15 protein-coding genes and 3 tRNA genes are annotated in these 13,860 nt (G+C 69.1%); 15 read left to right on the forward strand and 3 right to left on the reverse strand.

The genetic code is table 11. The features are described from left to right. Position 1: 1 nt before the first annotated feature. Complete coding sequence (locus tag AC1DF3_RS12610) at positions 2-394, reverse strand: hypothetical protein (protein WP_286533709.1); 393 nt, start codon at positions 392-394, stop codon at positions 2-4. 101 nt (positions 395-495) lie between these two features. On the opposite strand from AC1DF3_RS12610, the gene fusA reads away from it, so the two are divergent. Next, the gene (fusA, locus tag AC1DF3_RS12615; RefSeq protein ID WP_478139796.1) at positions 496-2,556 is read left to right on the forward strand and encodes an elongation factor G; all 2,061 of its coding nucleotides are present in this window, start codon (positions 496-498) and stop codon (positions 2,554-2,556) included. 14 nt (positions 2,557-2,570) lie between these two features. On the opposite strand, the gene AC1DF3_RS12620 is transcribed toward fusA, so the two are convergent. Next, positions 2,571-3,899 carry a DotU family type IV/VI secretion system protein gene (locus AC1DF3_RS12620; protein ID WP_286533712.1) on the reverse strand — a complete coding sequence of 443 codons (1,329 nt, stop codon included), beginning with the start codon at positions 3,897-3,899 and terminating at the stop codon, positions 2,571-2,573. 252 nt (positions 3,900-4,151) lie between these two features. On the opposite strand from AC1DF3_RS12620, the gene AC1DF3_RS12625 reads away from it, so the two are divergent. Together AC1DF3_RS12625 and gph are read left to right on the forward strand one after the other, a co-directional pair. Then, the gene (locus AC1DF3_RS12625) at positions 4,152-4,835 is read left to right on the forward strand and encodes a LuxR C-terminal-related transcriptional regulator (RefSeq protein WP_286533714.1); all 684 of its coding nucleotides are present in this window, start codon (positions 4,152-4,154) and stop codon (positions 4,833-4,835) included. A gap of 51 nt (positions 4,836-4,886) precedes the next feature. Continuing rightward, positions 4,887-5,603, forward strand: a complete 717-nt coding sequence (gene gph, locus AC1DF3_RS12630; RefSeq protein ID WP_478139797.1) for a phosphoglycolate phosphatase — start codon at positions 4,887-4,889, stop codon at positions 5,601-5,603. On the opposite strand, the gene AC1DF3_RS12635 is transcribed toward gph, so the two are convergent. Then, positions 5,564-6,157 carry a chalcone isomerase family protein gene (locus AC1DF3_RS12635; protein WP_286533717.1) on the reverse strand — a complete coding sequence of 198 codons (594 nt, stop codon included), beginning with the start codon at positions 6,155-6,157 and terminating at the stop codon, positions 5,564-5,566. The genes gph and AC1DF3_RS12635 overlap by 40 nt on opposite strands. 285 nt (positions 6,158-6,442) lie before the next feature. Here AC1DF3_RS12635 and trpE point away from each other — a divergent pair, with 285 nt between their 5' ends. From trpE to AC1DF3_RS12695, 12 genes are all read left to right on the forward strand, one after another. After that, positions 6,443-7,945, forward strand: coding sequence for an anthranilate synthase component I (gene trpE / locus AC1DF3_RS12640; protein ID WP_478139798.1), 1,503 nt, complete (start codon positions 6,443-6,445; stop codon positions 7,943-7,945). Beyond that, complete coding sequence (locus tag AC1DF3_RS12645; protein ID WP_478139799.1) at positions 7,942-8,334, forward strand: GxxExxY protein; 393 nt, start codon at positions 7,942-7,944, stop codon at positions 8,332-8,334. The genes trpE and AC1DF3_RS12645 overlap by 4 nt, the downstream gene beginning before the upstream one ends. Beyond that, positions 8,331-8,915 carry an anthranilate synthase component II gene (locus tag AC1DF3_RS12650; RefSeq protein WP_286533722.1) on the forward strand — a complete coding sequence of 195 codons (585 nt, stop codon included), beginning with the start codon at positions 8,331-8,333 and terminating at the stop codon, positions 8,913-8,915. The genes AC1DF3_RS12645 and AC1DF3_RS12650 overlap by 4 nt, the downstream gene beginning before the upstream one ends. A 5-nt stretch (positions 8,916-8,920) precedes the next feature. Next, positions 8,921-9,979 (forward strand): low-specificity L-threonine aldolase, encoded by a 1,059-nt coding sequence (gene ltaE / locus AC1DF3_RS12655; RefSeq protein ID WP_478139800.1) that lies wholly within the window; start codon positions 8,921-8,923, stop codon positions 9,977-9,979. Further along, positions 9,972-10,628, forward strand: coding sequence for a LysE family translocator (locus AC1DF3_RS12660; RefSeq protein ID WP_478139801.1), 657 nt, complete (start codon positions 9,972-9,974; stop codon positions 10,626-10,628). The genes ltaE and AC1DF3_RS12660 overlap by 8 nt, the downstream gene beginning before the upstream one ends. A gap of 19 nt (positions 10,629-10,647) precedes the next feature. Beyond that, positions 10,648-11,673 (forward strand): anthranilate phosphoribosyltransferase, encoded by a 1,026-nt coding sequence (gene trpD / locus AC1DF3_RS12665; RefSeq protein WP_286533727.1) that lies wholly within the window; start codon positions 10,648-10,650, stop codon positions 11,671-11,673. A 14-nt stretch (positions 11,674-11,687) separates the two neighbouring features. Beyond that, positions 11,688-12,488 carry an indole-3-glycerol phosphate synthase TrpC gene (gene trpC, locus AC1DF3_RS12670; RefSeq protein WP_301810890.1) on the forward strand — a complete coding sequence of 267 codons (801 nt, stop codon included), beginning with the start codon at positions 11,688-11,690 and terminating at the stop codon, positions 12,486-12,488. Beyond that, positions 12,485-13,207: a uracil-DNA glycosylase gene (locus AC1DF3_RS12675; RefSeq protein ID WP_478139802.1), complete on the forward strand. Its 723-nt coding sequence runs from the start codon at positions 12,485-12,487 to the stop codon at positions 13,205-13,207. The genes trpC and AC1DF3_RS12675 overlap by 4 nt, the downstream gene beginning before the upstream one ends. Positions 13,208-13,303: 96 nt before the next feature. Further along, positions 13,304-13,389 (forward strand) — tRNA-Tyr (locus tag AC1DF3_RS12680). A 65-nt stretch (positions 13,390-13,454) separates the two neighbouring features. Next, positions 13,455-13,528 (forward strand) — tRNA-Gly (locus tag AC1DF3_RS12685). A gap of 39 nt (positions 13,529-13,567) precedes the next feature. Beyond that, positions 13,568-13,642: transfer RNA gene (locus tag AC1DF3_RS12690), tRNA-Thr, on the forward strand. A 74-nt stretch (positions 13,643-13,716) separates the two neighbouring features. Beyond that, positions 13,717-13,860, forward strand: a 144-nt coding sequence (locus AC1DF3_RS12695; RefSeq protein WP_341888899.1) for a GTP-binding protein, incomplete at its 3' end; no start/stop codon positions are given.

The raw sequence follows: 13,860 nt of genomic DNA on the forward strand, positions 1-13,860 counted from the left end.
ATTAGTCCTGCGGGCGCTCCAGCAGCCATTCGGGCGGCGCGTAGATGTCGGCGAAGCGGACCCGGGCGATCGAGTAGTGGATCTCGGTGCCCGGCGGCACGCCGATCGCCGGCAGCGCCGCCTGCAGCAGGGCCCGTCCGGCGGCGATGTCCGAGATGTCGATGTCGACCCGGGTGAACGCGACGCGGCGCCGGCCGCGCCGCGTCGGCTCCCCGAGCGAGTCGCCCCAGCCGAGCACCGAGCCCAGCCCGTCGGCGCGCAGTGCCTGGTCGATGCGTTCCTCGCGCTGGTGCCAGCGGTCGTCCACGTCCTCGACGACCGGGATCTTGACGACCATGAATTCGCGGCGTTGGTAGCCCGTGCTGTCGGGGGTGGAGGCGATCGGCGGTCCCATGGCCGACATTGTCCGGCAAGCGGCGGCTGGCGCGTCCGGCTTGCATCGGAGCGGCCGATCCCGTACGCTGGGCCGCCGCCCAGGCGCCGAGGAGACAGCCCATGCCAAGCCGAACGAACGGCCAGACGGCCGAAATGGAAGCGGTGCGAACCCTGGCGCTCGTCGGCGCCTCCGCCGCCGGCAAGACCTCGCTCGCCGAGGCCCTGCTGCACAAGGCGGGTGCCATCGGCGCCCGCGGCAGCGTCGAGCGCGGCAGCACCGTGAGCGACCACGATCCCCTCGAGCGCCGCATGCAGCATTCGCTCAATGCCTCGGTCATGCACCTGACGCATGCCGGCACCCGGGTCCACTTCATCGACACGCCCGGCGGCGCCGACTTCCTCGGCCAGAGCCTGCCGGCCCTGGAAGCCGTCGAGACCGCGGCGGTGGTCGTCAATGCGGCCACCGGGATCGAGCCGATGACCCTGCGCATGATGGCCTATGCCGCCGAGCGGCACCTGGCGCGGATGGTGATCGTCAACAAGATCGACACCCAGGGCGTCGACCTGCACGGCCTGCTGGCGCAGATCCAGTCGACCTTCGGGCGCGAATGCCTGCCGCTCAACCTGCCGGCCGCGGGTGGCACGCAGGTCGTCGACTGCTTCTTCAACCGCGAGGGGCAGTCCGACATCGGCAGCGTCGAGGACGCGCACCGGGCGCTGGTCGAGCAGGTGGTCGAGGTCGATGCGGCCTTCGTCGACCGCTACCTGTCCGAGGGCGACGTCGATGCCGCCGAGCTGCACGCGCCGCTCGAGCAGGCGCTGCGCGAAGGCCACCTGATCCCGGTCTGCTTCGTCTCGGCGCGCAACGGCGCCGGCCTGACGGAGCTGCTCGACGTCGTCGTCAAGCTGCTGCCCGATCCGACCGAAGCCAATCCGCCGGACTTCCTGCTCGGCGAGGGCGCTGCGGCCGAGCCGATGCAGGCCCGGCCCGACCCGTCGCTGCACGTGCTGGCGCATGTCTTCAAGGTCACGGTCGACCCCTACGTGGGCAAGCTCGGGATCTTCCGCGTCCACCAGGGCACGGTCACGCGCGACAGCCAGCTCTATGTGGGCGACGGCCGCAAGCCCTTCAAGGTCGGCCACCTGTTCATGCTGCAGGGCAAGGACTACGTCGAGGTGGGGCGGGCGCTGCCGGGCGACATCGTGGCGGTGGCCAAGGTCGACGAGATCCACTTCGACGCCGTGCTGCACGACGCCGCCGAGGACGACCACGTGCACCTGGCGCCGCTGGCCTTCCCGGTGCCGGTGCACGGCCTGGCGGTCGAGCCCAAGCGCCACGGCGACGAACAGCGGGCCTGGGAAATCCTCGGCAAGCTGGTCGCCGAGGACCCCTGCCTGCGGGTCGAGCACGTGGTGGCCACCAACGAGACCATCATCTACGGCCTCGGCGAGCTGCACCTGCGGGTGATGCTCGAGCGGCTGCGCGAGGTCTACCGCTTCGAGGTCGAGACCCGGCCGCCGCGCATCGCCTACCGCGAAACCGTGACCGCGCCGGCCGAAGGCCACCACCGCCACAAGAAGCAGACCGGCGGCGCCGGCCAGTTCGGCGAGGTCTTCCTGCGCATCGAGCCGCTGGCGCGCGGCGCCGGCTTCGAGTTCGCCGACGAGGTCAAGGGCGGCGCGATCCCGGGCCAGTTCATCCCGGCGGTCGAGAAGGGCGTGCGCGAGGTGCTGGCGACGGGCGCGATCGCCGGCTACCCGGTGGTCGACGTCCGGGTGGTGGTGCATGACGGCAAGCACCACAGCGTCGACAGCAAGGACATCGCCTTCGCGACCGCCGGACGCAAGGCCTTCATGGCCGCCATCCGGGCGGCGCGGCCGATCGTGCTTGAGCCGATCGTGCAGATCGAGATCGCCGCGCCCGACCACGCGATCGGCGACGTCACCGGCGACCTGTCCTCGCGCCGCGGGCTGGTCACGGGCACCGCGAACGGCGGCGCCGGGACGGTTGTGGTCCGGGGCCAGGTGCCGATGTCGGAGCTGGCCAGCTACCAGTCGCGGCTCAACGCCATGACCAGCGGCCAGGGCCGCTACACCATCGCGCTGTCGCACTACGAGGCGGTGCCGCCGGGCACCCAGCAGACCTTGACCGCGCAGCATCGCGTGCGCGACGACGACTGAGCTGGTTCAGAACCTCAGCGCGGCACCGTTTCGAGGAACACCATCTCGGCCACGGCGCGGGCGCCGAATTCGCCCACCGCCAGCGATTCGCGCAGCCGCTGCAGGTAGGCCGAGGCCAGCTCGAAGGGCGGCCGCTCCGACGCCTGGGCGAAGGGCATCGGAGAGGACAGCGCGGTCACCAGCACCGTGCCGAAGGGCGGCGCCGCGAGCCAGCTCGACGGGATGTCGCGTCCGAGCTCGATGGTCTCTCCGGCGGTCAGGCGCAGCTGCACCGGCCCCGCGTTCAGGTGCAGCACGGCGCCGTCGGCCGTGTAGTAGTCAACCCACAGGTAGCCGTCGCGCCGCGCGTTCGTGACCTCGATCAGGACCCGGTCGCCTTCCCGCAGGCGGCCCGTCGGTGCCGTCGGCGTGGCGATCGCCAGCCCGAGGGCCAGCTCGCGGTTGCGCGCCTGGTAGGGCTTGAGCAGGGCCAGCACCTCGCAGTGCGGCCAGATCCGCAGCTGGAGGTCGAACTCTGCGGCGCTGACCCCCGGCAGGGCGCGCACGTCCTGCTGCACCTGCGCCATCTCCTCGGCGTTCGAGACGAAGCCCTGCACCCGCGCCTGGCCATCGGGCGCCACCGTGGCCGACAGGTCCGCGCAGGCATAGGACTGGAGTTGCAGGTCGATGCGCTGGCCCAGCGTCAGCGGCGCTTCGCTCAGCCCCGCGAACATGAACCAGAGCGCGTAGGCCAGCGGGACCAGCAGCGCCAGCGCCGCGCAGGTTCGCAGCAGCGCGCGCCGGCGCCACAGCGGATCGCGCGGGCCGGGCGGGTCCGGGAGGCCATCGGGTTGCGGCGTGATGGGGGCCTGGGCCAGGCCGTCGATCGGCGCCGGCTGCAGCGCGAGCTGCTCGGCGTGCAGCGCCTTGAGCTTGCCCAGCTCGCCGCTGTCGTCGTTCTCGAAGTAGTACTGGCCCTTGAAGCCGAGTGCCAGCACGCGCCAGTAGACCTCGCGCACCTCGTCGTCGTCGACCGTGAGCGTCGACAGGTGATGGAAGAACTCGCTGGCGGCATTGCTGGAATTGAACAGCCGCAGCTGCAGCGGCGAGCCGCCCGCGTTCTTGCAGCCGGGGTGCCGCGCCAGGATCTCGTCGATCCAGGCGACCATCGCGAAGCGGGCCGACTCGACCGCCGCGGCCGGGCGGCCGAGCGCCAGGGCCGCCGTCCGGGCCTCTTCCAGCAGGTTCAGCGCCTGCTGCCGGGCGCTCTCGCAGCCGGGCTCGGCACGGTCCGCCGCGATCGACGCATCGAGGCCGAGCCCGAACGACACGAAGCTGGAAAAAGTGTCGAGCAGGCGAGCCATTCAGCCCTCGCGGCCAGGCTTGTTCACGCCGGGGCGTGGCTGCCGATCGGAGCCCTGCGGTTGCGCCTGCATCGTTGGCACATGACCTTGTCTCCGCTCGTTCTTGGATGCGAAATATTCCGTCATCGCCGCGCGCCGGCGCCATATCGCTTGGGAGCTATGTCGTTCGGGGAACGAAATCCGCCTTGATGCGCGCCTCGTTCACCGTTATCGTCGGCGGGCCCGTATCCATCCAAGTCGCTGGGGAAAGCCATGAAAATCCTGATCGCCGACGACCACCGGCTCGTCATCGAGGCGGTCAAGGCCAAGCTGTCGGAACTAGAGCCCGGCATCGACTTCGTCCTGGCCATGAGCGTCGACGAGTTGCTCGCCAGCGCCAGCGACGACCTCGACCTGGCCGTGATCGACCTGAACATGCCCGGTGCCGAGGGCCAGGCCCACATCGACGAGGTCCGCCGCCGCCTGCCGGCCGTGCCGGTCATCGTGCTGTCGGGCTACGAAGACCCGGCCGTGATGCGCAGCGTGCTCGAGCGCGGCGTGCTCGGCTTCATTCCCAAGGCCTATTCGCCGGAGGTCATGCTGTCGGCGGTGCGGCTGGTGCTGGCCGGCGGCGTCTACGTGCCGCCGATGATGCTGTCGTCGCTGCCGCCCGGCGTGGTCGCCGGCATCCCCGGCGTCGGCGCCGCCGACGGTGTCCAGCGCGGATCGGGTGCCGCGACGGCCCAGACGCTCGAGCACCTGCGCAACGTGCTCACCGAACGCCAGGTCGAGGTGCTGCAGCTGCTGTCGCAGGGCAAGCCCAACAAGCTCATCGGCCGCGCCCTCGGCATCAGCGAGGGCACGGTCAAGATCCACCTGGCGGCGATCTTCCGCGCGCTCAATGTGCGCAATCGCACCGAGGCGGTGGTCGCGGCCCAGACTGTCACCGAGGCTTGAATCGGGGCGCGTGCGGCATTTTCGCATCGCTGCTGCTGTCGCCGGACCCCTATGATCCGGCGCGTGAAACCTCAACCCATCGACCTTTCCCGCTTCGACGCCGCGATCGTCGACCTCGACGGCACCCTGGTCGACACCCTCGGCGATTTCGTCGTCGCCCTGAACCTCATGCTGCGCGACCTGTCGCTGGCGGCGGTCGAGGCGCCGGCCGTCGAGGCCATGGTCGGCAAGGGCTCCGAGCACCTGATCGCGTCCGTGCTGCGCCATGTCGGCGCCGCCGCGGCGCTCTACGAACGCGCCTGGGACCGCTATCAGCACCACTACCTCGCGATCAACGGGGCGCATGCCCGGGTCTACGAAGGCGTGGCCGCCGGGCTGTCGGCGCTGCGGGCGCGGGGCCTGCGCCTGGCCTGCCTGACCAACAAGCCGACCGCCTTCGCCCTCCCGCTGCTGGCCGCCAAAGGCCTCGACGGCTACTTCGACCAGGTCTTCGGCGGCGATGCCTTCGAGCGCAAGAAGCCCGACCCGCTGCCGTTGCTGAAGACGTGCGAGGCGCTGGGCACGCTGCCGGCGCGCACCCTGATGGTGGGCGACTCGAGCAACGACGCCAAGGCCGCGCGCGCGGCCGGCTGCCCGGTGGTGCTGGTCAGCTACGGGTACAACCATGGCGAGCCGGTGCGCGGCGTGGACGCCGACGGGTTCGTCGACTCGCTGCTCGAATTGAGCGCTCAGGATGATTTGCCCAGCAGCGCGTCCTTCAGCTTGTAGTCGGCCGGGGACGGCCCGATCCAGATGCGCAGCAGCGCATTGAAGAAGGCCTGCTCCTTGATCGGCTCGCCCTGCGGCACGCCGCGCACCGTGACCAGGCTGCCGCTGCCCGGGATCCAGTCGACCGTGAAGCCGTCACCGGCCTTCAGCATCTTCTGGTCCGCGAACATCTGCCCCATGCGCAGCAGGCCGGGGATCAGCTGCGACATCTCGCTCTTGGGCGAGTTGTCCTCGACGCCGCGCGTGAACAGCTTGCCGAGCTCGTTGGCATCGATGTCGCGCAGCATGGTGATGGTCACGCGCTTCGGCCCCGGTGCGGCCAGCACTTCTTCGACGGTGTCGGCCTTCTTGCCGAGGTAGAGCCCGGCGGTGTAGACCTTGAAGACGGCCTTGTAGCGCACGCCGGCGCCGTTCAGCAGCAGCTTGCTGCCGCGCAGGTCGAGGGTGTCGTCGAGCTTGACCCCCGCCACGTCGACCTGGGCGGCCGATGCCGCGAACGACGCGAGCGCAAGGGTGGACAGCGCGAGCAGGCGCCGCAGGTGGAAGAAGGGCATCAGGGTCTCCGTAGGCCGCACGAATTATTTAAAGAACCCCAATGTATCTTTTTGTATGTGGCTTGTCCCTGGGCTAAACTCCCAATTCACATGTTCATTCATCACGTCATTCAGACAGGTCAAGGCAGCCGGGGAGCCTGGCCTTGGCGCACGCCATCGTCGTTGCCTGTCTGATTGCACGGCGCACGCCGTGCGCCCGCGGCCTTCAGTTCACCTGAACTGGCCAACCAGAATGACCCCGCCAGCGACCATCGAAGCGTCAGCTGGCCGACGGAGACCCCACCCGTGATCACCGAACTCGAATTCAAGAGCCTCAGCGCGCAGGGCTACAACCGCATCCCGCTGATGGTCGAGGCTTTTGCCGACCTCGAAACGCCTCTTTCCCTCTATCTCAAGCTGGCCTACACCAAGGACAGCGGCAAGCACAGCTTCCTGCTCGAATCGGTGGTGGGCGGCGAGCGCTTCGGCCGCTACAGCTTCATCGGCCTGCCGGCGCGCACGCTGCTGCGGGCCAGCGGCTTCGGCGCCGACGCCCTGACCGAGGTTGTAACGGACGGCAAAGTCGTGGAAAAAGCCCATGGCAACCCGCTCGATTTCGTTGCGGCCTACCAACAGCGCTTCAAGGTGGCGCTGCGTCCGGGCCTGCCGCGCTTCTGCGGCGGCCTGGCCGGCTACTTCGGCTACGACACCGTGCGCCACATCGAGAAGAAGCTCGAGAAGAGCTGCCCCCCCGACACCCTGGGCTGCCCCGACATCCTGCTGCTGCAGTGCGAGGAGCTGGCGGTCATCGACAACCTCTCGGGCAAGCTCTACCTGATCGTCTATGCCGACCCCGCCCAGCCCGAGGCCTATGCCAACGCCAAGCGCCGGCTGCGCGAGTTGCGCGACCAGCTCAAGTACTCGGTCAGCGCGCCGCAGGTGAGGCCCAGCCAGGCGCACCCGGCGCAGCGCAGCTTTGCCAAGGCCGACTACCTGGCGGCGGTCGAGCGCGCCAAGGAGCTGATCGCGGCCGGCGACTTCATGCAGGTGCAGGTCGGCCAGCGCATCAGCAAGCGCTACACCGAGTCGCCGCTGTCGCTGTACCGGGCGCTGCGTTCGCTCAACCCCTCGCCCTACATGTACTACTACCACCTGGGCRATTTCCACGTCGTGGGCGCCTCGCCCGAGATTCTGGTGCGGCAGGAGCACACCGGCGAGGGCGAGCAGAAGATCACGATCCGCCCGCTGGCCGGCACCCGGCCGCGCGGCGCCTCGCCCGAGCTCGATCGCGCGGCCGAGGTCGAGTTGATCAACGACCCCAAGGAGCGCGCCGAGCACGTGATGCTGATCGACCTGGCGCGCAACGACATCGGCCGCATCGCCAAGACCGGCACGGTGAAGGTGACCGAGGCCTTCGCGGTCGAGCGCTACAGCCACGTGATGCACATCGTCAGCAATGTCGAAGGCACGCTCAAGGACGGCATGACCGCGATCGACGTGCTCAAGGCCACCTTCCCCGCCGGCACCCTCACGGGCGCGCCCAAGGTGCACGCGATGGAGCTGATCGACCAGCTCGAACCGACCAAGCGCGGCCTCTACGGCGGCGCCTGCGGCTACATCAGCTATGCCGGCGACATGGACGTCGCGATCGCGATCCGCACCGGCATCGTCAAGGACCAGATGCTGCACGTGCAGGCCGCGGCCGGCGTGGTGGCCGACTCGGTGCCCGAACTCGAATGGAAAGAGACCGAGGCCAAGGCGCGGGCCTTGTTGCGTGCTGCCGAACTGGTCGAAGAAGGGTTGGAATGATGAGCGACGAGAACAACAACAACGACTTCTCCCACGAGATCATCGGCGCCGCGGTCGAGGTACAGCGGGTGCTGGGCACCGGCCTGCCCGAAGCGGTCTACGCCGCCGCGCTCGAGATCGAGCTCGCCGAGCGCGAGATCGGTTTCCAGCGCGACGTGCCGGTGGCGGCCAGCTACAAGGGCCGTGCGCTGGGCGAAGTCTGCCGCGCCGCCTTCGTGGTCGAGCAGTCGGTGGTGGTCGAGCTCAAGGCGGTCGACGCGCTGACCGACCTGCACCGCGCGCAGGCCCAGGCGGCCGTGCGGCTGTCGGGGCTGCGGCTGGGCCTGCTGATCAACTTCAACGTGTTCCCGGTGGTCAAGGGCGTGCACCGGATCGGAGTCAAGCCATGAAGCTCCTGATGATCGACAACTACGACAGCTTCACCTACAACCTGGTGCAGTATTTCGGCGAGCTCGGCGCCGATGTCGAGGTGCATCGCAACGACGAGATCACGCTCGAGGGCCTGCAGGAGCGCATCGCCGGCGGTGTCGACCGGCTGGTGGTCTCTCCGGGGCCGTGCTCGCCGGCCGAGGCCGGCGTCTCGGTGGCGGCGATCCAGGCCTTCGCGGGCAAGTTGCCGATTCTGGGCGTCTGCCTCGGGCACCAGGCGATCGGCGCCGCCTTCGGCGGCAAGATCATCCGCGCCCAGCAGCTGATGCACGGCAAGGTCAGCGAGATCACGACCACCCGCGAGGGCGTCTTCGCCGGCCTGCCCGAGAAGTTCAGCGTCAACCGCTATCACTCGCTGGCGATCGAGCGCCAAAGCTGCCCCGAGACGCTCGCGCTCACCGCCTGGACCGACGACGGCGAGATCATGGGCGTGCGCCACACCGGCTTCGCCCATGCGGTGCGCGTCGAAGGCGTGCAGTTCCACCCTGAATCGATCCTCACCGAGCATGGCCACGCGATGCTCAAGAACTTCCTGGAGTGACGCCAATGAGCCATCCCTCGTCCAAGGTCGTCGACCTGCGCAGCGACACCGTGACCCAGCCGACCGAGGCCATGCGCGCAGCCATGCTCGCGGCGCCGCTCGGCGACGACGTCTTCGCCGACGACCCCAGCGTCAATGCGCTGCAGCGCCAGATCGCCGAGATGCTCGGCTTCGAGGCGGCGCTGTTCGTGCCCACCGGCACGCAGAGCAACCTCTGCGCGATCCTCTCGCACTGCCAGCGCGGCGACGAATACATCGTCGGCCAGCAGGCGCACTGCTACCGCTGGGAAGGCGGCGGCGCGGCGGTGTTCGGCAGCGTGCAGCCGCAGCCGCTCGACCACCAGCCCGACGGCACGCTGGCGCTGGAGGCGATCGAGGCCGCGATCAAGCCCGACGACGCCCACTTCGCCCGCACCCGGCTGCTGGCGCTCGAGAACACGCTCGGCGGCAAGCTGCTGCCTTTCTCGTATGTGGAGCAGGCCACGCAACTCGCGCAGCGCAAGGGACTGGCGCGCCACCTCGATGGCGCCCGGCTCTTCAACGCGGCCACCGCCCAGGCGGCCGCGCTCGGCACCGAGGTGCGCGCCGAGGCGCTCCGCATCGCCGGCTGCTTCGACAGCGTGTCGGTCTGCTTCAGCAAGGGCCTGGGCGCGCCGGTCGGCTCGGCGCTGTGCGGTTCGCGCGAGTTCATCGCGCGCGCCCACCGCATCCGCAAGATGGCCGGCGGCGGCATGCGCCAGGCCGGGCTGCTGGCCGCGGCGGCTTCCCATGCGCTCGAACGCCACGTCGATCGCCTGGCCGACGACCATGCGCTGGCACAGCGGCTGGCGCAAGGCCTGCAAGGCATCGACGGCCTGCAGGTCGAGGCGCCGCAGACCAACCTGTTGTTCGTCGACCTGACCGGCGCGGCGCGATCGCGCTCGGCCGAGCTGCTGGCCCACCTGAAGGAACACGGCGTGCTCGCCACCGGCCTCTACCGGTTGCGCTTCGCCACCCATCTGGACGTCGACGCGGCCGGCATCGACCGCGCCATCGGCGCGATCCGGAGCTTCTTCCATGCCTGACGCCCACGCGCTGCTGCTGTTCGTCGCCGCGGGCCTGCTGCTGAACCTCACGCCGGGGCCCGACGTGCTCTACATCGTGAGCCATTCGCTGCGTTCCGGCGTGCGCGCCGGCATCCTCGCGGGCTTCGGCATCACGGCGGGCTGCTTCGTCCACATCGTTGCCGCGGCGCTGGGCCTGAGCGCCCTGATGGCCGCCTCCAACACTGCCTTCGCCGTCCTCAAGTGGGTTGGCGCGGCCTACCTGCTGTGGGTCGGCGTGCGGATGCTGTTCTCGCGCGCTTCCGAGGCCGCACCGGCGTTGGAAGCGGCCGCCCCGGCGAGCGCGAGGAGCGTGTTCCTCGGCGGCTTCTGGACCAACGCCCTGAACCCCAAGGTGGCGCTGTTCTTCCTGGCCTTCGTGCCGCAGTTCATCGCGCCGGGCACCGACGACAAGGCGCTCGCCTTCTTCCTGCTGGGCGTGCTGTTCAATTTCAATGCGATCTTCGTCAACGTGGCGTGGGCGCTCGCGGCCGGCTGGACCGCGCGCCGCGTCGGCCTGGTGCAGCGCGGCATGCACTGGCTGCAGCGCGGCGCCGGTGCGCTGTTCGTCGGCTTCGGCCTGCGGCTCGCGCTGTCCGACGCCCCGCTGGCACCGTCCGCTCCCCACTGAAACCCGAGAGACACACACCATGCCCATCACTCCCCAGGAAGCCCTGCAGCGCACCGTCGAGCACCGCGAGGTGTTCCATGACGAAATGCTGCACATCGTGCGCCTCATCATGAGCGGCGAATGCTCGCCCGTGATGATGGCGGCGCTGATCACCGGTCTGCGCGTCAAGAAGGAGACCATCGGCGAGATCACCGCTGCCGCGCAGGTGATGCGCGAAGTCGCGACCAAGGTGCCGGTGGCGGACACCACGAACCTGGTCGACATCGTCGGCACCGGCGGCGACGGCTCCCACACCTTCAACATCTCGACCTGCACGATGTTCGTCGCCGCCGCGGCCGGCGCCAAGGTCAGCAAGCACGGCGGGCGCAGCGTCAGCAGCAAGTCCGGCAGCGCCGACGTGCTCGAGTCGCTGGGCATCAACATCAACCTGAAGCCCGAGCAGATCGCCAAGTGCATCGCCGATGTCGGCATCGGCTTCATGTTCGCGCCGAACCACCATCCGGCGATGAAGAACGTGGCCCCGGTGCGCAAGGAGCTCGGCATCAAGACCATCTTCAACATCCTCGGCCCGCTGACCAATCCGGCCGGCGCGCCCAACATCCTGATGGGCGTGTTCCACCCCGACCTGGTCGGCATCCAGGTGCGGGCGCTGCAGCGCCTCGGCGCCGAGCATGCGCTGGTGGTCTACGGCCGCGACGGCATGGACGAGGTCTCGCTTGGCGCCGCCACCATGGTCGGCGAACTGAAGGACGGCGAGGTCCGCGAATACGAGTTGCACCCCGAGGACTTCGGCTTCTCGATGTCGAGCAACCGCAGCCTGCGCGTCGAGACCCCCGAGCAGTCGAAGGCGATGCTGCTGGACGTGCTCGACAACCAGCCGGGCCCGGCGCGCGACATCGTCGTGCTGAACGCCGCCGCCGCGCTGTACGCGGCCAATGTCAGCGATTCGATCGCCGCCGGCGTCGAGCGCGCCCGGGCCGCGCTCGACAGCGGCGCGGCCAAGGCCAAGCTGGCCGAATTCGCTGCCGCCACCGCGGCCGCCTGAGGAGGACAAGAGACATGTCGAACACCCTGGACAAGATCGTCGCCGTCAAGCGCGAGGAGATCGCCGCCGCCAAGAAGAAAAGCCCGCTGGAAGCCGTGCGCTTCGATGCCGAGAGCCGTGTGCTGACGCGCGACTTCGTCGGCGCGCTGCGCGCCAAGATCGACGCCGGCGCCGCCGCGGTGATCGCCGAGGTCAAGAAGGCGAGCCCGAGCAAGGGCGTGCTGCGCGCCGAATTCATCCCGGCCGACATCGCGCAAAGCTACGCCGAGGGCGACGGCCAGGTCAGCGCCGCCTGCCTCTCGGTCCTGACCGACCGCCAGTTCTTCCAGGGCGGGGTCGACTACCTGAAGCAGGCCCGGGCGTCCTGCGAGCTGCCGGTGCTGCGCAAGGACTTCATCGTCGACCCCTACCAGGTCTACGAGTCGCGCGCGATGGGTGCCGACGCCATCCTGCTGATCGTCGCCTGCCTCGACGATGCCCAGATGCGCGACTACGAAGCCATCGCGGCCGGGCTCGGCATGGCGGTGCTGGTGGAAGCGCACGATGGCGCCGAGCTCGAGCGCGCCCTCAAGCTGCGCACGCCGCTGATCGGCATCAACAACCGCAACCTGCGCACCTTCGAGGTGTCGGTGCAGACCACGCTCGACCTGCGGGCCCAGGTGCCGGCCGATCGCCTGCTGGTGACCGAGTCGGGCATCGCGACCCGCGACGAGGTGGCCCGGCTGCGCGCCGCTGGCGTCCACGCCTTCCTGGTCGGTGAGACCTTCATGCGGGCGGACGAGCCGGGCGAGGCGCTGGCCGAGCTTTTCAGATGAGCTTGCACGGCCAACTCGCCACGGCCGATCCGGCCGATTGGCCGGTCGCGCCGGGCTGGCAGCCGCTGGTCGACGGGTTCTTCGCCGGCCCGGTCGGCGTCAAGCTGCTGGCCTACCTGCGCGAGCGGCTCGACGCCGGCGCCGTGATCTTCCCGCCGCAGCCGCTGCGGGCGCTCGAACTGACACCGCCCGAGGAAGTCCGGGTCGTCATCCTCGGCCAGGACCCGTACCACGGCCGCGGCCAGGCCGAGGGGCTGGCGTTCTCGGTGGCGCCCGGCGTGCCGCTGCCGCCGTCGCTGCGCAACATCTTCAAGGAATTGCAGCGCGACCTCGGCACGCCGCCGCCGGCCTTCCCGAACCCGGGCGGCAGCCTGGCGAAATGGGCTACGCACGGCGTCCTGCTGCTCAACACCTGCCTCACGGTGGAGGAGGGCCAGGCCGCCAGCCATTCGGGACGCGGCTGGGAGGCGCTGACCGATGCGGTGATCCGCCACGTGGCCGAGCGCGACCGGCCGGTGGTCTTCATGCTGTGGGGGGCGCATGCCCAGACCAAGCGGGCCCTGATCGATACAAGTCGTCACAAAATATTGGTGGCCAACCATCCTTCGCCTCTGTCGGCCCTGCGGCCCCCGCTGCCCTTCATCGGCTGCGGCCATTTCGGGCAGGCGCGCGCCTGGCGCGAAGCAGAAACCTTGGGGTCGGGGCAAGAAGGGGCCTGATTTCGTGCGAAAATCTAAGGCTCTCGGGAAATGAGCCCCGGTAGAAGGCCTGCGATCGACCAGCCCTGCTACTCGTGCTATATTCCGAGGTTCGCCGGAGAGGTGGCCGAGTGGTTAATGGCAGCAGACTGTAAATCTGCCCTCTTACGAGTACGCTGGTTCGAATCCAGCCCTCTCCACCAGCGAAAAATGGATTTTGCAGAGCGCTTGACTGTGACCGTTGCGGCACCCCGGAGGGTGTCACGATGCGGGAGTAGTTCAATGGTAGAACCCTAGCCTTCCAAGCTAATGACGCGGGTTCGATTCCCGTCTCCCGCTCCAGAGGTCCAGGTCAGCGCGAAGCGCAGGTTTTTTGATATCGCCCATTTGGCTCAGTGGTAGAGCACTCCCTTGGTAAGGGAGAGGTCGCGGGTCCGATTCCCGCAATGGGCACCAGTTTTGGGGTTGCAGCCGGCCGGTTGCAACCCCATGTCAGTGTGTTGATCTAGTTATTTTTCGGAGTCGAGAAAATGGCAAAAGGAAAATTCACCCGCACGAAGCCGCACGTCAACGTGGGCACGATCGGTCACGTGGACCATGGCAAGACGACGCTGACGGCGGCGATCGCCACCGTGCTGTCGGCCAAGTTCGGCGGCGAAGCGAAGGCCTACGAC

The organism is Variovorax sp. 10N432 (assembly GCF_056394465.1).